The 20,904-nt window shown below is 65.5% G+C and carries 19 protein-coding genes and 1 pseudogene; 11 read left to right on the top strand and 9 right to left on the bottom strand.

Annotated elements, in window-relative coordinates:
* Positions 1 to 80 precede the first annotated feature (80 nt).
* From paaE to H8A95_RS05760, 7 genes are all read left to right on the top strand, one after another.
* Complete coding sequence (paaE, locus tag H8A95_RS05790) at positions 81 to 1,163, top strand: 1,2-phenylacetyl-CoA epoxidase subunit PaaE (protein WP_229182297.1); 1,083 nt, start codon at positions 81 to 83, stop codon at positions 1,161 to 1,163.
* Positions 1,164 to 1,257: 94 nt separating this feature from the next.
* The gene (paaI, locus tag H8A95_RS05785) at positions 1,258 to 1,716 is read left to right on the top strand and encodes a hydroxyphenylacetyl-CoA thioesterase PaaI (RefSeq protein ID WP_229182296.1); all 459 of its coding nucleotides are present in this window, start codon (positions 1,258 to 1,260) and stop codon (positions 1,714 to 1,716) included.
* A gap of 16 nt (positions 1,717 to 1,732) precedes the next feature.
* Positions 1,733 to 3,064: a phenylacetate--CoA ligase PaaK gene (paaK, locus tag H8A95_RS05780; protein WP_229182295.1), complete on the top strand. Its 1,332-nt coding sequence runs from the start codon at positions 1,733 to 1,735 to the stop codon at positions 3,062 to 3,064.
* A 36-nt stretch (positions 3,065 to 3,100) separates the two neighbouring features.
* Positions 3,101 to 4,531 carry an indoleacetamide hydrolase gene (gene iaaH / locus H8A95_RS05775; protein ID WP_229182294.1) on the top strand — a complete coding sequence of 477 codons (1,431 nt, stop codon included), beginning with the start codon at positions 3,101 to 3,103 and terminating at the stop codon, positions 4,529 to 4,531.
* 102 nt (positions 4,532 to 4,633) lie between these two features.
* On the top strand, positions 4,634 to 5,668 hold the full coding sequence (locus H8A95_RS05770) for a quinone oxidoreductase family protein (protein WP_229182293.1): 1,035 nt from the start codon (positions 4,634 to 4,636) through the stop codon (positions 5,666 to 5,668).
* A 109-nt stretch (positions 5,669 to 5,777) separates the two neighbouring features.
* Positions 5,778 to 6,833 (top strand): YeeE/YedE family protein, encoded by a 1,056-nt coding sequence (locus H8A95_RS05765; protein WP_229182292.1) that lies wholly within the window; start codon positions 5,778 to 5,780, stop codon positions 6,831 to 6,833.
* A gap of 206 nt (positions 6,834 to 7,039) precedes the next feature.
* Entirely contained in the window at positions 7,040 to 7,354 is a 315-nt protein-coding gene (locus H8A95_RS05760) for a hypothetical protein (RefSeq protein ID WP_229182291.1), read from the top strand.
* A gap of 545 nt (positions 7,355 to 7,899) precedes the next feature.
* Here H8A95_RS05760 and H8A95_RS05755 read toward each other — a convergent pair.
* Positions 7,900 to 8,799: a DMT family transporter gene (locus H8A95_RS05755; protein WP_229182290.1), complete on the bottom strand. Its 900-nt coding sequence runs from the start codon at positions 8,797 to 8,799 to the stop codon at positions 7,900 to 7,902.
* A gap of 89 nt (positions 8,800 to 8,888) precedes the next feature.
* On the opposite strand from H8A95_RS05755, the gene pdxR reads away from it, so the two are divergent.
* Positions 8,889 to 10,346 (top strand): MocR-like pyridoxine biosynthesis transcription factor PdxR, encoded by a 1,458-nt coding sequence (gene pdxR / locus H8A95_RS05750; RefSeq protein WP_229182289.1) that lies wholly within the window; start codon positions 8,889 to 8,891, stop codon positions 10,344 to 10,346.
* Between the two features lie 217 nt (positions 10,347 to 10,563).
* Here the strand turns inward: pdxR and H8A95_RS05745 are convergent.
* From H8A95_RS05745 to H8A95_RS05725, 5 genes and pseudogenes are all read right to left on the bottom strand, one after another.
* Positions 10,564 to 11,783 (bottom strand): annotated as a pseudogene (locus H8A95_RS05745) (bifunctional alpha/beta hydrolase/OsmC family protein).
* Between the two features lie 28 nt (positions 11,784 to 11,811).
* Complete coding sequence (locus H8A95_RS05740) at positions 11,812 to 12,474, bottom strand: sulfite oxidase-like oxidoreductase (protein WP_229182288.1); 663 nt, start codon at positions 12,472 to 12,474, stop codon at positions 11,812 to 11,814.
* A 12-nt stretch (positions 12,475 to 12,486) separates the two neighbouring features.
* Complete coding sequence (locus H8A95_RS05735; RefSeq protein ID WP_229182287.1) at positions 12,487 to 13,809, bottom strand: MFS transporter; 1,323 nt, start codon at positions 13,807 to 13,809, stop codon at positions 12,487 to 12,489.
* Positions 13,810 to 13,891: 82 nt separating this feature from the next.
* A complete protein-coding gene (locus tag H8A95_RS05730) occupies positions 13,892 to 15,118 on the bottom strand; it encodes a cytochrome P450 (RefSeq protein WP_229182286.1) in 1,227 nt (408 codons plus the stop codon).
* A gap of 74 nt (positions 15,119 to 15,192) precedes the next feature.
* Positions 15,193 to 15,399, bottom strand: a complete 207-nt coding sequence (locus tag H8A95_RS05725) for a ferredoxin (protein ID WP_016842874.1) — start codon at positions 15,397 to 15,399, stop codon at positions 15,193 to 15,195.
* A gap of 176 nt (positions 15,400 to 15,575) precedes the next feature.
* Here H8A95_RS05725 and H8A95_RS05720 point away from each other — a divergent pair, with 176 nt between their 5' ends.
* Positions 15,576 to 16,208, top strand: a complete 633-nt coding sequence (locus H8A95_RS05720; RefSeq protein WP_229182285.1) for a TetR/AcrR family transcriptional regulator — start codon at positions 15,576 to 15,578, stop codon at positions 16,206 to 16,208.
* A gap of 6 nt (positions 16,209 to 16,214) precedes the next feature.
* On the opposite strand, the gene H8A95_RS05715 is transcribed toward H8A95_RS05720, so the two are convergent.
* Together H8A95_RS05715 and H8A95_RS05710 are read right to left on the bottom strand one after the other, a co-directional pair.
* Positions 16,215 to 17,636 (bottom strand): amidase, encoded by a 1,422-nt coding sequence (locus H8A95_RS05715; protein WP_229182284.1) that lies wholly within the window; start codon positions 17,634 to 17,636, stop codon positions 16,215 to 16,217.
* Positions 17,629 to 17,955 carry a hypothetical protein gene (locus H8A95_RS05710; RefSeq protein ID WP_229182283.1) on the bottom strand — a complete coding sequence of 109 codons (327 nt, stop codon included), beginning with the start codon at positions 17,953 to 17,955 and terminating at the stop codon, positions 17,629 to 17,631. Before H8A95_RS05710 ends, H8A95_RS05715 begins: the two co-directional genes overlap by 8 nt.
* 2 nt (positions 17,956 to 17,957) lie before the next feature.
* On the opposite strand from H8A95_RS05710, the gene H8A95_RS05705 reads away from it, so the two are divergent.
* A complete protein-coding gene (locus tag H8A95_RS05705; RefSeq protein WP_229182282.1) occupies positions 17,958 to 18,578 on the top strand; it encodes an alpha/beta hydrolase in 621 nt (206 codons plus the stop codon).
* A 96-nt stretch (positions 18,579 to 18,674) separates the two neighbouring features.
* On the opposite strand, the gene H8A95_RS05700 is transcribed toward H8A95_RS05705, so the two are convergent.
* Positions 18,675 to 19,451, bottom strand: a complete 777-nt coding sequence (locus H8A95_RS05700) for an SDR family oxidoreductase (RefSeq protein ID WP_229182281.1) — start codon at positions 19,449 to 19,451, stop codon at positions 18,675 to 18,677.
* Between the two features lie 168 nt (positions 19,452 to 19,619).
* Between H8A95_RS05700 and H8A95_RS05695 the strand changes: the two genes are divergently transcribed.
* Positions 19,620 to 20,693, top strand: coding sequence for a tartrate dehydrogenase (locus H8A95_RS05695; protein ID WP_229182280.1), 1,074 nt, complete (start codon positions 19,620 to 19,622; stop codon positions 20,691 to 20,693).
* Positions 20,694 to 20,904: the final 211 nt, after the last annotated feature.

Here is a 20,904-nt window from a genome sequence, read left to right as displayed (position 1 = left end):
AGCGAAGCAATCCATCGCGCCGCTTGCGGAGACATGGATTGCTTCGTCGCTTCGCTCCTCGCAATGACGCTGGGAAATAGATGATGTCCCTGACACCGCGATTCCACCGTCTGTCCGTCAGCGATCTGCGCCGTGAGGCGTCGGATGCGATCTCGATGACCTTTGCGATCCCCGGCGATCTGCAAGGCGACTACCGCTTCACGCCCGGCCAGTACCTGACGTTGCGCACCACGATGGACGGCGAGGAAGTCCGCCGCTCCTATTCGATCTGCTCGGGCCCCGACGACGGCGAGCTGCGCATCGCCGTGAAGAAGGTCGACGGCGGCGCGTTCTCGAACTGGGCCGCCGACGAGCTGAAGGCCGGCGACGAGCTCGACGTGATGACGCCGACCGGCCGTTTCGGCGTCGCGCACGCGCCCGGCGAAGCGCGGACCTATGTCGGCTTCGCGGCCGGCAGCGGCATCACCCCGATCCTCTCGATCGTCAAGGGCGTGCTGGCGCGCGAGCCGGACAGCCGCTTCTTCCTGTTCTATGGCAACCGCTCGACCGAAGGCGTCATGTTCCGCGAGGCGCTGGAGGAGCTGAAGGACCGCTTCATGCAGCGGCTGTCGGTGTTCCACGTCATCTCGGGCGAGGAGCAGGACATTCCGATCCTGCACGGCCGGCTCGACGGCGAGAAGGTGCGAGTGCTGCTGCGTTCGCTGGTGCCGGCCTCAACCGTGGATCATGTCTTCGTCTGCGGCCCGGCCGCGATGAGCGAGACCATCGAGGCGACCTGCCGCGAGATCGGCATTGCCGACGAGCGCATCCATGTCGAACGTTTCGTGTCGGAGTTCGGCGGCAAGCCGCGCCCGAAGGTCGTCGTACCCGCCGGCGCGCCGCCGAAGGCGATCGCCGGACTGATCATCGACGGCAAGCGCCGCGAAGTCCCCGTGGCCGACGGCGAGTCGATCCTCGATGCCGCGCTGCGCGCCGGCATGGACTTACCGTTCGCCTGCAAGGGCGGCATGTGCTCGACTTGCCGCGCCAAGCTGGTCGAAGGCGAGGCGCCGATGGATCTGAATTATTCGCTGGAGCCGTGGGAGCTGAAGGCGGGGTTCATCCTCACCTGCCAGGCCAAGCCGTGCTCGGGCAAGGTCGTGGTCGATTACGACCACGTCTAAATCTATCTGCGCGTTGACGCCTCGTGCGTCGCGCCCAACACTGATGTGACACCAAGAGGCCCGTCGCAACGGGCCCGCGCACAGGGAGTTCGATGTGAATTTGAAGGCCACGCTATCGCCCGATGATGTCGCCCGCGCCTGCGCGGATGCGATGTGGAAGGAAGACGACGCCAGCAAGGGTCTCGGCATGGAGCTGGTCGAGATCAAGCCGGGGCAGGCAGTGATGGCGATGACGGTGCAGCCGCACATGGTCAACGGCCAGCGCATCTGCCATGGCGGCTACATCTTCACGCTCGCCGATTCCGCCTTCGCCTTTGCCTGCAACAGCCACAACGATCGCGCGGTCGCGGCGCAGGGCAACGTCACCTTCATCCGGCCGGGCAAGCTCGGCGATCGTCTGGTGGCGACCGCCCGCGAGGTCTCGCGCAGCGGCCGTTCGGGAATCTACGACGTGCGCGTCACCGCCGGCGACAGCGTGATCGCCGAATTCCGCGGGCATTCGCGCGTGATACCGGGCACCTGGCTGCCGGACACGGATATCAAGGCACAATGATTTCGGGGGAGATGTGATGGTGACGGCAAAGCTCAGGGTCAAGGACGGCGGCTATCACGCCGAGCTCGATTCGGCCGAACGCGCCTCGCGCGACGAGATCATGGCGTTGCAGACCAGGCGGCTCGCATGGTCGCTCAAGCACGCCTATGACAATGTCGCGCACTACAAGAAGAGCTTCGACGCCGCGGGCGTCCACCCGTCCGATTTCAAGCAGCTTTCCGATCTCGCCAAATTTCCCTTCACGGTGAAGACCGACCTGCGCGACAACTATCCCTTCAACATGTTCGCGGTGCCGCGCGAGCAGCTGGTGCGGGTCCATGCTTCCTCGGGCACAACCGGCAAGCCGATCGTGGTCGGCTACACCAAAGGCGATATCGATACCTGGGCGGACGTCATGGCGCGCTCGATCCGCGCCGCCGGCGGCCGTTCCGGCATGCTGATGCACAACGCCTATGGCTATGGCCTGTTCACCGGCGGCCTCGGCGCGCATTACGGCGCCGAGCGGCTCGGCTGCACGGTGATCCCGATCTCCGGCGGCATGACCGAGCGCCAGGTGCAGCTCATCAACGATTTCCGGCCCGACATCATCACGGTGACGCCGAGCTACATGCTGGCGATCCTCGACGAGTTCAAGCGGCAGGGTCTCGACCCGCGCAAATCGTCGCTGAAGTTCGGCATCTTCGGCGCCGAGCCCTGGACCAACGCGATGCGCGTCGAGATCGAGCAGGCCTTCGATATGGATGCGTCAGACATCTATGGCCTGTCGGAGGTGATCGGCCCCGGCGTCGCGCAGGAATGCGTGGAGACCAAGGACGGGCTGCACATCTGGGAGGATCACTTCTATCCCGAGGTGATCGATCCGCTGACCGGCAAGGTGCTCGGCGATGGCGAGAAGGGCGAGCTGGTGTTCACGTCGCTGACCAAGGAAGCCTTCCCGATCATCCGCTACCGCACCCGCGACCTGACGCGGCTGCTGCCCGGCACGGCGCGGCCCGGCATGCGGCGGATGGAGAAGGTGACCGGCCGCTCCGACGACATGATCATCCTGCGCGGCGTCAACGTGTTCCCGACCCAGATCGAGGAAGCGCTGCTGGCGACCGACTGGTGCGGCGGCCACTTCGTCATCGAGTTGACCCGCGAGGGCCGCATGGACGAGATGACGGTGCTCGCCGAAGCGCGTCCCGAGAGCTGGGACGGTGAGGGGCTCACCGCGCATGCCGAGAAGGTCGCCGGCTTCATCAAGAACACGATCGGCATCTCCACCCGCGTCCGCGTGGTCGCGCCCGAGACGCTCGAACGTTCGCTCGGCAAGGCGAAGCGGGTTTACGACAAGCGGCCGAAAGAATAGCCTCTTGCCCGCGATGCAAGAGGGCGCGAGGATTCCATGGCCGATACCAATGAAGCGACCGCTGCGGAAATCCTGGCTGATCTCCGCAACGGCAAGGTGACGGCGGTCAGCCTCGTCGAGGCGGCGCTCGATGGTGCCGAGCGGCTCAAGCACCTCAACGCCTTCATCGTGCTGAACCGCGACGGTGCGCTTGCCGCGGCGCGCGAGGTCGATGCCGGGAAGCGCACCGGTCTGCTCGCCGGTCTCCCCATCGTCGTGAAGGACAACATCAACACGTCGGATCTGCCGACGTCAGGCGGCACGCCGGCACTGCAACACGCGCGGCCCAAGCGAAATGCGCCGTCGCTGCAAAAACTGCTCGACGCCGGCGCTGTCGTGATCGGCAAGACCAATCTGCACGAGCTCGCCTTCGGCATCACCAGCACCAATCTCGCGCCGTTCGCGGGACCGGTGCGCAATCCCTACGACACCAGCCGGATCCCCGGCGGATCGTCGGGCGGAACCTCGGCGGCGATCGCCGCGCGCATCGCCACCTGTGGTCTCGGATCGGACACCGGCGGCTCGACCCGCGTGCCCGCGGCGCTGACCGGGACCGTCGGCCTCAGGCCTTCGGTCGGCAATGGTGGCGCGGAGCGGCGCTATCACGACGACAACCAGGTGGTTCCGATCAGCCATACCCGCGACACCGTCGGCCCGATGGGGCGCACCGTCGCCGATGTCGCATTGCTCGATGCTGTGATATCAGGCACGCCGTTGGCCACGCCCATTCTGTTGCGCGGCGTGCGTCTCGGCATTCCCGCCTGTTTCTGGAGCGGCCTCGATCGCGGTGTCGAGGCGGTCGTTCGCGCCGCCTGCGCCCGGCTCACGGCGGCCGGCGCGGTGCTGGTTGATGTCGATATGCCCGATTTGTTCGAGCAGAACGACAAGGTATCCTTCGTGGTCGCGTTGCATGAACCGATCGCCGATATCCCGGCCTGGCTCGCCGCCTCCGGGATCGACGGGATCACGCTGTCGGATATCGCGGCCGGCGTCGCCAGTCCCGACGTGATCGGCGCGTTCGGTGCGATCACGGCGGACGCTTTCGGTGCCGCTTACGACGATGCCATCAAAGTTCAGCGGCCGGCACTGCAAGCGATCTATGCCGCCTCTCTCAGGGACAACAAACTGGACGCCATCCTGTTTCCGACTACCATCGCGCCTGCACCGGTCATCGATGAAAAGACCGGGTCCGGCGAGATGTCGGTCGATGGCGGCGACCCGGCGCCGACCTTCGGCACCATGATCCGCAACACCGATCCCGGCAGCAATGCCGGCTTGCCCGGGCTGTCGCTCTATGCCGGCATGACGCCCGGCGGCCTGCCGGTCGGGCTCGAGCTCGACGGTCCGGTCGGCAGCGATGTCAGGCTGCTCGGGCTCGGCCTGTCGATCGAGTCGATCCTGGGCACGGCCCCGCCGCCGAAGCTCTGAGCTTGCCGGCCCAACAAGCCCCTTGAATTGATCGGTCAGTCGATTAGTCATGGCGGGAGGCTACCCGGCCGCCACCATCCGTGCGCGTTTGCAGCGCGCTTCATGACCGAGACTGGACTGCTCATGCCGTCGGCCCCGCAAGCACATCGTCATCCTGTCGACGCCCGTTGCGTCCGCCTGCTGGCGAAGGCAGAGAACGCAGCGGCGGTCGCGCCTGTTGTCGAGACCCATGCACTTTCGCGCGGGGATAGCGACGTCCTGATCGAGGTGAAGGCGGCGGCGGTCAATCCGTCCGACGTCAAGGCCGCGACCGGACTGATGCCCTATGCCGTCTTCCCGCGAACCTCGGGCCGCGACTACGCCGGTGTCGTGATCGACGGCCCCGCTGACTTCATTGGGCGCGAGGTGTTCGGCTCATCCGGCGATCTCGGCATCCGGCGGGACGGCACCCACGCCACGCATCTCGTGGTCGAGGCCGATGCCGTGGTGGAGAAACCCGCCGGCATTTCCTGGGATGAAGCCGCCGGGATCGGCGTGCCCTTCGTCACCGCGATGGAAGGCCTGCGCCGCGCGGGCGTTCCGAAGGCGGGCGAGACCGTGCTGGTGATGGGCGTCAACGGCAAGGTCGGGCAAGCCGCGGTGCAGATCGCGAGCTGGCACGGTGCGCGCGTGATCGGCGTGGTGCGCAAGAGCGAGCCCTATGAGGGCCACAGCAATTCAGCAGTCGAGGTGATCGATGCCTCTACAACTGATGTTGCGGCGCGCGTGCGCGAGCTGACCGGCGGCAAGGGCGCCGACATCGTCTACAACACGGTCGGCGATCCCTATTTCCAGGCCGCGCACAAGTCGCTGGCGTTGCGCGGCCGCCAGATCCTGATCGCGGCGGTCGACCGCATCGTCCAGTTCAACATCCTCGAATTCTATCGCGGGCAGCACACCTATGTCGGCATCGACACGCTGGCGCTGTCGTCGGTTGCGACCGGCGAGGTGCTGCGCGAGCTTGCACCGGGTTTTGCCGGCGGGCATCTGAAGCCGTTTCCGATCAGGCCGAGCGCGATCTATCCGCTGGAACGGGCCAAGGCGGCGTTCGTTGCCGTGGCAGGCTCGTCGCGCGACCGCGTGATATTGCGACCGTAATCCACCGTCATTGCGAGGAGTGAAACGACGAAGCAATCCATTCTCTCCCGCTGTGGTGATATGGATTGCTTCGCTTCGCTCGCAATGACGAACCCCTGAGGACTCTTCCATGGACCCCGCCACAACGGTCATCCTCGCCGCCCTCATCATCGGCCTGATCTATGGCTCGATCGGGCTGCTCAGCGGCTTCTGCATGATGAGCGGGCTGCGCGGCTGGTGGGCGGAGGGCGACGGCAGGCTGGCGCGCACCTATGCGCTGGCGATGGGCGTCGCGATCGCGGCCTCGCAGCTGCTGGCAGCCGCCGGCCTCGTCGATCTCGGCAAGTCGATCTATCTGCAACCGTCGTTCTCGGCGCCGGTGATGTTCTTCGGCGGGCTTCTGTTCGGTTACGGCATGGTGCTGTCGAACGGCTGCGGTTCGCGAGCGCTGGTGCTGCTCGGGCGCGGCAATCTGCGCTCCTTCGTGGTCGTGATCGTGCTCGGCATCTTCGCCGAGATGACGCTGAAGGGCCTGATCGCACCGCTGCGGATTGCGATGGTGCAGGCGTCGCAGGCCACGGTATCAGCCAATTCGGCGCCGGCGCTGCTGGCAAGCACCGGCCTCGGCGCCGTGCCGGCGCGGATGGTGGCGGCTTCGGTGCTCGCGGCCGTCCTGATTATCTTCGCCTTTGCCCATGCGCCGTTCCGCAAGTCGCCCGGCCAGATCGCGGCCGGCCTGATCGTCGGCCTGCTGGTGGCGGGCGGCTGGTACGCGACCGGCTATCTCGGCGCAGATGACTTCAATCCGGCGCCGGTGACGTCGCTCACCTTCATCGCGCCGATCGCCGACGCGCTGCAATACGTCATGCTGTCGACCGGCTCGACGCTCAATTTCGGCATCGTCACCGTGTTCGGCGTGTTCGCCGGCAGCCTGGTCACGGCGCTTGCGACCGGACGTTTCAAGCTCGAAGGCTACCGCTCCCCGCAGCACATGCTGCGCTCGGCAAGCGGCGCTGCGCTGATGGGCGCGGGCGGCGTGATGGCGTTCGGCTGCTCGGTCGGGCAAGGGCTGACCGGATTGTCGACGCTGTCGCTGTCGTCCTTCATCGCCATCGCCGGCATCATGGTCGGCACCGGCGCCGGCCTGCGCGGCGCGCTGCGGGTCAGGCCGCTCGCGACGGCCTAGGGCGTTTACTCATAGCCGTCGGCTTCCAGTCATAAATCGGAAGTTGCCCAGTTCGGTAGTTGCCGGCGGCTTATGACCCATAACGGACTTCACTGGTCTTGTAAGGCAATTGCGAGAAAATCTATGAATGAAGGCTCGCCTAAGTTGACGGAGTTCAAGGGATGAAGGTCCGCTGTATTAGACTGTTGAATGCACATGGAGAGCCCGTGCGGACCAGCGGGTGGCTTACCATCGGGAAAGAATACCTTGTTCTAGAGGTCTTTGTTGACGAGCAGGCAGGAAGCAGATTTCGGGTCATTAGCGATGACGCTGACACGCCCATACTAGCCCGGTCGTCCGAATTCGAAGCCGTGTCCGATACGATCCCAAAATGCTGGGTAGTGACCTTCAAGGCTAATTTGCTGCTCTTCTCGCCCGCAGCGTTTCGGGGCGACTTCTGGGAGCGTTATTTTGATGGGGACGCTGCAGCACGCAACGAGTTCAGCGAAGTGGTCAAGCTGATCGAAAACGAAACTCGCTGAAGTCTCCTGGCCCTATAGCTGACGTGTCCGCCGGGGCGCCGGACATCCGCTTTTTGACCCATAGCGGACTTGGCGGGCTAGGAGTTCTCAGTCTTTCCAGCAGAGTGCCATCGAACCCCGGCAGCGGAAATCTCGAGTATCAACGTGCGCGTCAATTCTTCCCAAGTTGGCGCGCTGTCGTCATATTCGACCAATTCGTATCGGCGACCGCAATTGAGCGAGTTAGTGCAAGGTGCGCGATTGGGGGGCTCATTCCATGGGATCGCAGCCCTGCGTTCTAGCTCGGCGAACGCTTGTTCTCTGGTTCGGAATTTTCCTTCTTGCGGTTCCGCGTGTGCTTCGTCCTCGATGACAAACATGAGTAGCGCCCCAACCTTGTCGCCCACTATTCGGTTGCCAGCATGGCACAGAGACGAGCATCGGACCATAGACTCGGTGCGGCCGAAGACCGCAATTGGCCCAAGGCCGACATGCAGCGACGTCGGTTTCGACGTCAGCTTCCGAGACCGAAGCGGACGTGACGAATCTATGAGTGCGGGCCCTAATTACGCTCGCGCCGGCGCATCCGCGAGCGCGCTCAGCGCGATGCCGCCGACGATCAGCGCCGCGGCGATCGCCAGCGACAGGTCGATCGGCTCGCCGAGCAGCAAGGCCGCCGTCACGATGCCGACGATCGGAGTCCCCGTCGTGCCGAGCGAGGTGGTCAGCGCCGGCAGGCTCTTGTTGACCATCGACATCGCCCAATAGGCCAGCGCCGTGCCGATGAAGCCGGAATAGAGGAACAGCAGCACGAGGTGCGGTGACCATGTCACGGCGGGTACGCCCTCGGTGACCAGCGCCGTCGTCGTCAGCACCAGCGTCGCGACCAGCACCTGCCACAGCAGGAGCTGCAGCGGCGTCGCGATCCAGCGGTGGGAGCGGATGTAGATGATGTTGGCGGCCCAGCAGATCGCGGCGAGAATGATCATGCCGGCGCCGGCGATGACGTGCAGGTTGCTCCAGTCCAGCGACGCCGGGTTGAGGATCACGCAGAGGCCGGCGAGCCCCGACGCGACCCCGACGAGCTTGAGCGCACCGAGCCGTTCGGTTCGCGCGGCGCCCGCGGCGAGTGCGACCCAGAGCGGCGTGGTGTAGCCCAGCACGATGCCCTTGCTGGCCGGCAGATAGCGCAGGCCGGCGGCAACCAGCGTCGAAAAGAACGTCATATGCAGCAGCGCCACGCTGAGCACGACCGGGACATCGGCAATCCGCGGAACGATCAGGTTGCCGCTGGCACGCAGGATCACCAGCAGGGCGATCAGGGCGACCCAGCTGCGGATCGACGCGGTCCACAGCGGCGGCACCGCCTCGACGAGCGATTTCGTCACCGACCAGTTGATGCCCCAGGCCAGCACCACGACGATGAACAGGGCGGCGGCCTTGGCGGGAGATAGCGATTGATTCACGGCGGCATCCTTGCAGGCGGCACTGCCTGTGAATAGGATCGCGCTGGCTCTATCGAAAGAGCCAGACTGGATAGAACGAAGGAGCCAGATTGATCCTCGCCGAATTGCTCGAGCTGAAGCGGTCGGACGATGCCGGGCTCGCCGCGCAGCTGACCCAGCAGCTTCGCGCGCTGATGGCGAGCGGCCGGATCAGAAGTGGAGCGGTGCTGCCGTCGAGCCGCACGCTTTCGGTGGAGCTCGACGTCTCGCGCAACACGGTGACGCATGCCTATGAGCAACTCGCGGCCGAGGGCTATCTGCGCGTCGCCGCGCGGCGGCGGCCGGTGGTGTCAGACGATATCGAGGCGAAGTTCGCAAAGGCTGCGCCGGCGCCACGCCGAGATGCCGCCCGCAGGCCGTTGCTGTCGCCCTGGGCCTTGCAGCTCTCCGACACGGATTGGCCGCTGTCCTACCAGGCGAACTTCCGGCCGCTCCGTTCCGGGCTCGCGGATGCGCGCGAGTTTCCGCACCAGATCTGGGCGCGCTGCCTGCGCCGCAGCGCGCTGCGCCGCCGCTTCAACGACCAGACCGTGGTCAACCGGCCGAGCCTGCGCGAAGCCTTGCGCGATTACCTCGAGGTTAGCCGCGGCGTCCACGCCGAGGCCGATCAGATCCTGATCCTGCCGACCGCGCAGGCGGCGCTGACGCTGATCGCCGCGACTGTCGTCGCGCCCGGCGATGCGGTGTGGACCGAGGATCCCGGCTATCCCGGCGCCGCGGCGGCGTTTCGCGCGGCCGGCGCCGACGTCGTCGGCGTCAGGCTCGATCAATGGGGCATGATGCGGATGCGTGAGGCGCGCGCGCCCAAGCTTATCTTCACGACGCCCTCGCATCAGCATCCGACCGGACGGGTGATGCCGGTTGCGCGCCGTACCGAGCTGTTGGCGGCGGCCGAGCCCGGCAAGACCTGGATCGTCGAGGACGATTACGACGGCGAGTTTCACTATGACAGCCGCCCGATGCCGGCCTTGCAGGGGCTCGATCGCGAGGGACGTGTGCTCTATCTCGGCACGTTTGCAAAAGCGATGACCGCCGATATCCGCATCGGCTATCTGGTGGTGCCGCCATCATTGGCGCAGACCATGGAGATCGCGCAGCGTCACCTCGGACTGATTGCGTCCGTCCACGTCCAGGAGGCATTGACCGACTTCATGGCCGACGGGCATTTCCTCGCGCATGTCAGGCGAATGCGGCGGATCTACCGCGCGCGCCGCGACCATCTCGCCGCGGCGCTGACGCGGCACCTCGCGCCGGTGCTCACCGCCGAGGTCCCGCCGGGCGGGATGCAGCTGATCGCCCGTTTCAGGGATGGTGCCGCGGACCAGAATGCGGTCTCGCGGCTGGTGGCGGCCGGCGTCGAGGTGCGCGCGCTGTCAAGCCTCGCGCTGCAGCGGCCGCGCGACCACGGCCTGTTGCTCGGCTTCGCCGCCTGGCGCGAGAACGAGATCGGCGCCGCGGTCCGGGTCATGGCGAACTGCCTGTCCGGCAAGCGCGCGGCGCGCGGGTAGACGGCGAGGGGCGTTTGCGAGATTTCGGAATATTAGAAGAATATTGCTGAGTTGCCCGACGTGTCAAGTGGCCTTGTCGAACGCCGGCGGCCGCCGGCTACTTTGCATGGGGTTGTTTTCGATATTTGTCAGCGCGCGCTTGCGATGGCCCGCAAGCGGGACGGGGGATGCCGTCGACATGCTGCACCGGCTCGGCCCGTCTCGCTGCGCCGCAGGCTCACTCCGCGGCCTTGGTGACGATCCGCACCTCCGAGGTCAGCGTCTTGTGCACCGGGCATTTGTCGGCGATCTCCATCAGCCGCTTGCGCTGGTCGGCGTCGAGCTCGCCCTCGATCTTGATGACGCGGTCGATCTGGTCGAGCATGCCCTCGCGCGTCTCGCACTCCTCGCAATCCTTGGCATAGATCTTGTTGTGCTGGAGCGTCACGGTGATGCGGTCGACCGGCAGCGACTTGCGGTCGGCGTACATCCGCATCGTCATCGAGGTGCAGGCGCCGAGTCCGGTGAGCAGGAAATCATACGGCCCGGGGCCGGTGTCATCGCCGCCAACGCTGACCGGTTCGTCGGCGATCAACCGGTGCGGACCCGTGGTGACGATCTGCTGGAATTTGCCGTTGCGGGTCTCCTGCACCACGACGTTACGAGGCGCGCTGCCGGTATCAGCCGCGGGCTGCGGCGTGAGATCGACATAACGCTCGGCCCAGGCGCCGATCACGTCGGCGACATAGGCGGCATCCTGCTTGCCGCTCAGGAGATGATCGGCGCCCGCGAGCGACACGAAGCTCTTCGGGTGCTTGGCCGCGATGAAGATGTTGGTGGCGTTGTCGATGCCGACGGTGTCGTCGGTCGGCGAGTGCATGACCAGCAGCGCCTTGTGCAGCTGCTTGACCTGCGCCATCAGATTCTGCTCGGCGACGTCGTCGAGGAATTCGCGCTTGATGCGGAACGGCCGGCGGCGAGCGACACTTCGCCTTCCCCCTGCGCGCGGATGTCCTCGATCCGGTCCCTGAAGAAATGCGTGACGTGAACGGGATCGGAGGGCGCGGCGATGGTGACCACCGCCTTCGCCTCGGCAATCTGGCCCGCGGCAGCGAGGATCGCGGCGCCGCCGAGGCTGTGGCCGATCAATATCGCCGGCGCCTTGCGCGTCTCGCGCAGATGGTCGGCGGCGCGCACGAGATCGGCGACGTTCGACGAGAAGGTCGAGTTGGCGAAATCGCCGTCGCTGGAGCCGAGGCCGGTGAAGTCGAAGCGCAGCGTGGCGATGCCCTTGGCCGCGAGCGCGACCGCGATGCGCTTGGCCGCCAGCACGTCCTTGCCGCAGGTGAAGCAGTGCGCGAACAGCGCATAGGCCTTGATCGGGCCGTCGGGCGTATCAAGTGCGGCGGCAAGCTGATGGCCGCCGACACCGGTGAATTGAAAGCGTTCATGCGGCACGGGCAGGCTCCATCATCTCGTTGGTTTGTCAGTCGCCAGAATAGCGCTGTTCGGCCCAGGGATCACCGCGATTGTGATAACCGCGCACCTCCCAGAAGCCCGGCGCATCTTCTGTCACGAACTCGATGCGCTGCAGCCATTTTGCGCTCTTCCAGAAATACAGATGCGGCACCACCAGCCGCACCGGGCCGCCATGCTCCTGCTCGAGCGGCGTGCCGGACCAGCTATGGGCGAGCAGCGCGTCTTCGGCGGCAAAATCCTCGAGCGGCAGGTTGGTCGTATAGCCGTCATACGAATGCAGCACGACGAACCGCGCATCCTCGCGCGGCTGGCAGGCGGCGAGCAGGTCGCGTGTGGCAAGCCCCTCCCACTGGTTGTCATAGCGCGACCAGGTCGTGACGCAGTGAATGTCCGAGACGAACTGTGTCTGCGGCTGCGCCATGAATTGCGGCCAGCTCCAGTAGATCGTCTGTTCGACCGCACCGTAGACGTCGAGCCGCCAGCGTTCGCGCGTGACGTTCGGCATCAGCCCCAGATCGAGCACCGGCCAGTCCGCCGTCAGGTGCTGGCCCGGCGGCAGCCGCTGCTCCTCCGGCCTCGTGACCCGGCCGGTCAGGAATTTGCCTTCACGCGCCCAGCGCTGCTTGCTGCGCGTCAGTTTGCTCTCGGGCGGCTCCTGGTCGTCGGTCATCGCATCAGGCCATCACTCGTGGCGGTGCATCGCGGAGTCGTGCTTGGTGTCGCGCATGGTCGAGTAGATCAAGAGCGACAGGAAAATCATGCCGCTGAGGTAATAGTAGAACCAGTCCTCGTGCCCGATGCTCTTGAAATAGAGCGCGACCGCGGGCGCGGTGCCGCCGAAGATCGACACGGTGATGGCGTAGGGCAGGCCGACGCCGAGCGCGCGGACATTGGTCGGAAACAGCTCGGCCTTCACGATCGCATTGATCGAGGTGTAGCCGGCGACGAAGATCCAGGCGCCGCAGATCAGCAGGAAGGCGGTGAAGGGCGACTTGGTCTCCTTCAGCGCGGTCAGGATCGGGACCGTCGCCAGCGTGCCGACGACGCCGAAGAAGATCAGCAGCGGCTTGCGGCCGATGCGGTCGGATAATGCGCCATAGATCGGCTGCAGGAAGGTCGCGAAGATCAGCGAGCCGAAGATCACGAAGGTGGTCTGGTCCTCGGTGAGGCCGACCGACAGCTTCACGAAAGTCTGCATGTAGGTGGTGAAAGTATAGAACGCCGCGGTGCCGCCGGCGGTGAGGCCGACCACCAGCAGCAATTCGCGCGGGTAGTTCAGGAGGCCGACGATCGAGCCGGTCGGCTTGGAGACCTTCTTGGCCTCCTCGAATGCCTCGGTCTCGTGCAGGCCGCGCCGCATCACTGCCGCGAAGATCGCGAGCATGGCGCCGATCACGAAGGGAATCCGCCAGCCCCAGGCCTTCAGCTCGTCCGGCGTCAGGAACACCTTCTGCAGCAGCAACAGCACGATGATCGCGGTCAGCTGGCCACCGATCAGCGTGACGTACTGGAAGCTGGAGTAGAAACCGCGATGGTTGGCATCGGCGACCTCGCTGAGATAGGTGGCGCTCGCGCCGTATTCGCCGCCGAGGCTCAGGCCTTCGATGACGCGGGCCAGCGCCAGGATCGCCGGGGCTGCAATGCCGATGCTGGCATAGGTCGGCGTCACTGCGATGATCAGCGAGCCGAAGCACATGCAGACCACCGAGAGCGTCAACGACAGCCGCCGTCCATAGCGGTCGGCAATGAAGCCGAACAGCCAGCCGCCGAGCGGGCGCATCAGGAAGGTTGCGGCAAACAGCACCGCAGCATTGAGCTGCTGCACCACTGGGTCGCTGTGCGGGAAGAACGCCGGCGCGAAATACAGCGCGAACGCGGTGTAGGCGTAGAAATCATACCACTCGACGAGATTGCCGACCGAGCCGATGAAGATCGCCTTCACCCGCCGCTCGACGTCGTGGATGTCGAGATGATCGCTCTCGGGTTGAGCGGTTTGATCGGACATAGGCTGGCCTCCCCGGATTCTCTGGACGATTCCGGGGCAAGCTACCTCATTGGGTTGTGCGATGTAACTGTTGTCCGGTTCCTCAGGCGTTCTTGCCGAACAGAACGGGCAGTTGACGCGGGCCGCGCACCGTGCCTTCCGACCAGGTGACCTTGCCGGCCGGGTCGAGCCGGAAATCCGGAATCCGCTTCAGCCATTCCTCGATCGCCACCTGCATCTCCATCCGCGCCAGGTTGGAGCCGACGCAGCGGTGGATGCCGAGGCCGAAGGCGGCGTGGCGGTTCTCCTTGCGGTCGATCACCACCTTGTCCGCATCGGGGAACATGGCGGGGTCGCGGTTGGCCGCGGGGAACGACAACAGCACCATGTTGCCTGCCTTGACCGGGCAGCCGGAGATCGTGGTCTCCTTCATCACCTCGCGTGCCATCGTGACAGGCGAATAGGCGCGCAGGAATTCCTCGATCGCGGTCGGGATCAGCGCCGGCTCCGCAATCAGGCGCTCGCGATCGGCCGGTGTCCTGGCGAGGTGCCACAGCGAAGAGCCGATCGCGCTCCAGGTGGTGTCGATGCCGGCGATCAGGAGCAGCCGCAGCGAGCCGAGCACGTGCTCGTCGGTCAGCGGCTGGCCGCCGGCGCCCTTGGCCCGCAGCAGCTGCGAGATCAGATCGTCGCTCGGCGCAAGCTTGCGCTGCTCGAGATGGGCCATGAAGTAGCCGGTCATCTCGCGCACGCCGCTCATCATCTCGTTCTCGTCCTTGATGCCGAGCTCGAGGATCTGATGGATCCACTTGATGAAGAGGTCGCCGTCCTTCTCGGGAATTCCCAGCATATGCGCGATGGCGCGCACCGGGATGTGCTTGGTGTAGCGCGCCGCGGCGTCGCAATGGCCGTCGGCGATGAATTCGTCGATCAGCTCGTTGCAGATCGCGCGCACCCGCGGCTCCAGCCGCTTCATCGCATCCGGCGTGAACGGCGGCAGCAGCACCTGCTTGGCGGGCTTGTGCTCCGGTGGGTCGGAGGTGATCGGCGGCGCGCGGGCGGAGATCTCGGGGCGGACGTCGCGGACGATGACGCGGCGGGAGGAGAAATGCTCGGTGTCGTAGGCGATTTCCTTCACCGCCTGATAGGTGGTCGGCATGTAGCAGCCGAGGAAACGCTCGGTGTGCACGACCGGCGAGGCGGCGCGCAGCGTCTCCCAGATCGGGAACGGGTCGTCGGTCCAGACCGGATCGGTGTGGTCGAAATCATGGACCCAGTCGGTGACCGGGGGATGTTCGGGCAGAAAGCTGGCGGACGGGGAATCGGACATCGGCTCGTTTCCTTCTCGTTCGATCAAACGCAGGTCGGCACAACGGGCGGCGCGCGGCCAGCCCTTGGCCGGCGCTATTCCTCGGTGACTTCGATCGCGATTTCCGGGCAGTTGGTCTGCGCGAGCCAGGCCTTGTCCTCGAGCCCGGCCGGGACGGTCCCGTCGCCGACTTCATGGGCATTGCCGTATTCGTCGAGCTCGAACAGTTCGGGGGCGAGTGATTTGCAGCGGGCGTGACCCTGGCATTTGTCCTGGTCGACGCGGATTCTGAGCTTGGACATGCAAGCGCTCTCCCTCGGCTCTGGCGCATTGTGGGTTGCGCCGGGTCCCTCATTCCAGTTTATGCAAGTTCTGGCTTGCTTGGGCGGTCGGCCTCTTAACCGGATCGCCAAGTTATAGCATATTACATTATCGTCAGGCTTGCGCGTCAAGCGAAAATTCAGCGATCATTGCCGCAATGGGACAAATCGTTCGTAAGCCGTTGAAAACCTACCACCATGGCGACCTTCGCGAAGCGCTGATTCAGGCCGCGTTGCAGGAGGTCGAGCTTGGCGGGCCGGAAGCGATCAGCATCAAGGCACTGGCCAAGCAGCTTGGCGTCTCGCAGCCGGCGCCGTACCGGCATTTCGCCGACCGCGAGGCGCTGCTGCAGGCGGTCACCGCGGAGGCGTTCCGGCAGTTCAACGTGATCATGCGCGAGGCGATCGAGCAGCCGGGCAAGGGCTCGAAGCTGTCGCGTTTTGCGCAGGCTGCGCTCGCCTTCGGGCTCGAGCGCCACGGCATCTACCGGCTGATGTTCGCATCGCGCACGATGGCCTGCGCGCCCGTCGGCAGCGAGCTGCACATTGCTGCGATGGAAACGCTGGCGCTGCTGATCGAGTCGTTCGAGGCGCCGGCCGTCGGCCTGTTGCGCGAGCGGCAGGCCCTGAAGATCTGGGCCGGGCTGCATGGCATCGTGATGCTCGCCGAGCAGGGCCTGCTGACCGGCGAGGTCGCCCAAATCAGCCGCGAGGAGCTGATGGACGAGATCGTCGAGCAGACCAAGCTCGCACTGACCGTCGCGCTCAAGGCGACGGAAGACAGGGCGTAGGCTGCCTTATCGCGGCGGCCGCGGATCGATCGGGGTGGTGCCGCGCACGCCCAGAATATCCTCCAGCACTTTCGCGCCGGCCAGAAGCTGCGCCTCGGCGCGCGGCTTGGCGATCATCTGCAGGCCGATCGGCAGGCCCGACGCGGTGAAGCCGCAGGGCAGCGACAGCGCCGGGCAGCAAGCCAGCGTGATCGCATAGACGATGCCGAGCCATTCGACGTAATTGTCGAACTTCTTGCCGTCGCATTCGGCGACATAGCGGTTCTCGACCGGGAATGGCGGCACGATGGTCGCGGGCGCCAGCAGCAGATCGTATCGCTCGAAGAATTCGAGCGCGCGCTGCGTTATCGCGACGCGCTGTGCCTCGGCGCGCTCGAGTTTCTCGACCGTGAGCTTCAGCCCTTCCTCGATGTTCCAGATCACCTCGGGCTTCAGCAGGTCTCGCTTGGTGCGCAGCAGCTCGGCCTTGCTGATCGCGAAATCGAACGCGCGCAGCACGTGGAAGCATTCATGGGCCTCGCTGAAGTCGGGATGTGCTTCCTCGACGATCGCGCCGGCCTCTGCGAAGCGCTCCGCGGCCTTGCGGGTCACCGCCTTGACCTCGGGATCGACGGGCGTGATGCCGAGATCGGGCGAGTACGCGATGCGCTTCGGCTTCTTGCCGGAACGTGTCGCCGACAGGAACGACGTCGGCAGCGCGGGCAGCGACAAGGGATCGGCAGCATGCTCGCCGCTCATCGCGTCGAGCAGCAGCGCGAGGTCCTCGATATTGCGCGCCATCGGTCCCTGCTGGCCGAGCGTGCGGTCGACGCCGAATTTCGGTGTCTGCGCGACGCGGCCGATCGATGGCCGGAGGCCGACGACGCCGCAGAAGCTCGCCGGGTTGCGCAGGCTGCCGCCCATGTCGGAGCCGTGGGCGAGCCACGCGGTGCCGCTGGCCAATGCCGCCGCGGCGCCGCCGGACGAGCCCGCGGCCGAGCGCGACGTGTCCCAGGGATTGCGGGTCGGACCGAACACCTCGTTGAAGGTGTTGGCCCCGGCGCCGAATTCCGGCGTGTTCGACTTGGCGTAGATCACGCCGCCGCTCTGTTCGAGTTGTTCGACCAGGATGTCCGACTTCGCGGGGACGTTGTCCTTGAAGATCGGCGAGCCCTGCGTGGTCAGCACGCCGGAGACGGCGGTGAGGTCCTTGATCGGAACAGGAAGGCCCGCGAGCAGGCCGCGCTCGCCGACCGGCTTCTGCATCAGCGCCTTGGCATGGGTGCGGGCGCGGTCGAAGCAGAGCGTCGGCAGCGCGTTGACCTTGCCGTCCACCTCGGCGATGCGCTTTTCCAGCACGTCGAGCAATTCGAGCGGCGTGACGTCGCCGGCCTTCAGCTTCTCTACGACGGCACACGCCGTTTCCTTCACCAAGCCCTGATCAGCCATGCGCCGTTGCTCCTATGTCTTCTCTTTCCTTGTGCTGTAGAACATTTCCTGCCGTCGTGGCAATGCGATGAGAACGGAAGAGGCAGGGATGGCAGCGTTGTTTTCCGCGCTGGACTGGCGCGCGATGAGCCAGCAGGAGCGCGACCTCGGTCTGAACAACGGCGTGGCCGTCAAGGGCAGCGCCGAGATGGCCGCCGGCTGGGAACAGCGCTCCGCGGTGATGCGGCAGCAGCACGCCGAACATCTCGACCTCACATACGGCCCGCGTGAGCGCAACCGGATCGATTTTCTGAAAGCGCGCGACGACGCGCGCCGACACTGTTGTTTATCCACGGCGGCTATTGGCAGACCCGCGCCAAGGAGGTGTTCACGATCTTTGCCGAGGGGCCGATGGCGCACGGCATCAATGTCGCCCTGATCGGCTACACGCTGGCGCCGGATGCGACGCTCGATGACATCGTCGCCGAGATTCACGCCGGGATCGATTTTCTTGCCGGGCAACTGCCCGCGCTCGGTGCGGCTTCCGACGGCATCGTCGTGTCAGGCTGGTCGGCCGGCGGACATCTGACGTCGATGGCGCTGTCGAACGCCCATGTCCGGGCCGGCATGGCGATCTCGGGCATCTATGACCTGGAGCCGATCAGGCATTCCTACCTCAACGAGAAGCTCAGGCTCGACGAGGCCGCGTCGCGCCGCAACTCGCCGATGATGCAGGAGGGCGGCACGGCAAAGCCGCTGTCGCTGGTGGTCGGCAGCGCCGAACTGCCGCTGCTGCGCAAGCAGACCGCCGATTTCGCCGGCCATCGCGCCCGCTACGGCTTGCTGGTGACCTATGAGGAGATCGCGGGGGCCGATCATTTCACGATCATGAACCAGATGCTGGCGCCGCAGGGCCGGATCACGACGCTGATCCGGCAGCTGTTCGAGCGGATTGTCGGTTAAGCCGTCATTGCGAGGAGCGAAGCGACGAAGCAATCCATGCTTCCGCTTGCGGTGCGATGGATTGTTTCGCTTCGCTCGCAATGACGCGGAGAGGGTCTAACCCCACCCCGACGTCAGCCCGCCATCGACCGTGTAGATCACGCCCGACGTGTAGCCCGCGCGATCGGAAGCCAAAAACGCCATCAGGTCGCCGATCTCGCGCGCATGCGCGGGGCGGCCGAGCGGCAGGCCCTTCTGGAACTCCTTGTAGCGGTTCTCGTCGCCGAACTGGTTCTTGGCGCGGGTCTTGAGCAGCGTGACGTGGCGGTCGGTACCGACGGGGCCGGGATTGATGCCGACGACGCGGATGTTGTCGGCGAGGCTTTTTCCCCCGAGCGCGCGGGTGAACGACATCAGCGCCGCATTGCCGGCGCTGCCGCAGATGTAATTGGCGTCGAACTTCTCGCCGGCCGCGCCGATGTCATTGACGATCACGCCGCCGCCGCGCGCCTTCATCTGGGCATAGATCGCGCGCGTCAAATTGACATAGCCGAACACCTTGAGCTCCCAGGCGTGCCGCCAGGTCGCCTCGTCGATCTTGTCGATCGAGCCGCCCGGGATGTCGCCGGCATTGTTGACCAGGATGTCGATGTCGGCGGCTTCCTTGGCGAGGCGCGCGAGATCTTCGGATTTGCGCAGATCGACGACGCTGGTCGCGGCATCGATCTGGTGCGCGGAGCGCAGCCGCTCGGCGAGCGCCTTGAGCTGATCGCCGTTGCGGGCGGCCAGCAGCAGATTGGCGCCTTCCTCGGCAAAGGCTTCGGCGGCGGCCGCGCCAATGCCCTTGGAGGCGCCGGTAATCAGGACACGCTTGCCGCGCAGATGCAGATCCATGGGATGTCTCGCTTGGTATGAGGAACGAATGTCGGCGAAATTGGTGGGGCAGGGTCGCCCGGCGGTCAACACTGCACTGCAGCGTTGCGCTCGCGCGAAGTTTGGTCCATTGCAGGACCATCAGGATAGGCGGCATTGCCGGCCGGGCAAATCACAAGGGTGTTCTCGATGAGCAAGAAGCAATATCGGATTGCGGTCATTCCCGGCGACGGCATCGGCAAGGAAGTGATGCCGGAGGGCCTGCGCGTCATCGAGGCGGCGGCAAAGAAGCACGGTGTCGACGTCAAGTTCGACCATTTCGATTTCGCCTCCTACGACTATTACGAGAAGCACGGCGAGATGATGCCGGCCGACTGGAAGGACAAGATCGGCAAGCATGACGCGATCTATTTCGGTGCGGTCGGCTGGCCGGCCAAGATCCCGGATCACGTCTCGCTGTGGGGCTCGCTGATCAAGTTCCGCCGCGAGTTCGACCAGTATGTCAATTTGCGCCCGGTGCGACTGATGCCCGGCGTGCCGTCGCCGCTGGCCGGCCGCAAGCCCGGCGACATCGATTTCTGGGTGGTGCGCGAGAACACCGAGGGCGAATATTCTTCAGTCGGCGGCCGCATGTTCCCGGACACCGACCGCGAATTCGTCACGCAGCAGACCGTGATGACCCGCACCGGCGTCGACCGCATCCTGAAATTCGCATTTGATCTCGCGCAGTCGCGTCCGAAGAAGCACCTGACCTCGGCGACCAAGTCGAACGGCATCTCCATCACCATGCCCTATTGGGACGAGCGCGTGGAGGCGATGGCCAAGAAGTATCCCGGTGTGAAGTGGGACAAGTACCACATCGACATCCTGACCGCGAACTTCGTGCTGCATCCGGACTGGTTCGACGTCGTCGTCGGCTCCAATCTGTTCGGCGACATCCTCTCCGACCTCGGCCCGGCCTGCACCGGCACCATCGGCATCGCGCCGTCAGGCAACATCAATCCGGAAGGCAATTTCCCGTCGGTGTTCGAGCCGGTCCACGGCTCCGCGCCTGACATCGCAGGCCAAGGCATCGCCAACCCGATCGGCATGATCTGGTCGGGCGCGATGATGCTGGAGCATCTCGGCGAGAAGCAAGCCGCCAGCGCAATCGTCGGCGCGATTGAGCGCACGCTCGGCGAACGCACGCTACGCACCCGCGATCTCGGCGGCAACGCAGACACCACGGCCTGCGGCAAGGCCGTCGCGGAGATGGTGGATTAAGCTCGCTGTTACCCTCTCCCCTTGTGGGAGAGGGTGGCTTCGATGCTGAAGCATCGAAGCCGGGTGAGGGGTTCTCTCCGCGGATGCAGACCCCTCATCCGTCGCGGACTACGTCCGCGCCACCTTCTCCCACAAGGGGAGAAGGGAAGAGGCCTGCGTGGGTGGGCTACGCTTCGCTAACCTACGGTCGCTGTCGTCCCTGCGAAAGCAG

Origin of the sequence: Bradyrhizobium oropedii (assembly GCF_020889685.1) — a bacterium.
GTDB classification, from domain to species: Bacteria; Pseudomonadota; Alphaproteobacteria; order Rhizobiales; family Xanthobacteraceae; genus Bradyrhizobium; species Bradyrhizobium oropedii.
The sequence above is the reverse complement of the archived record's forward strand: the minus strand, read 5'-3'. Positions and strand labels throughout refer to the sequence as shown.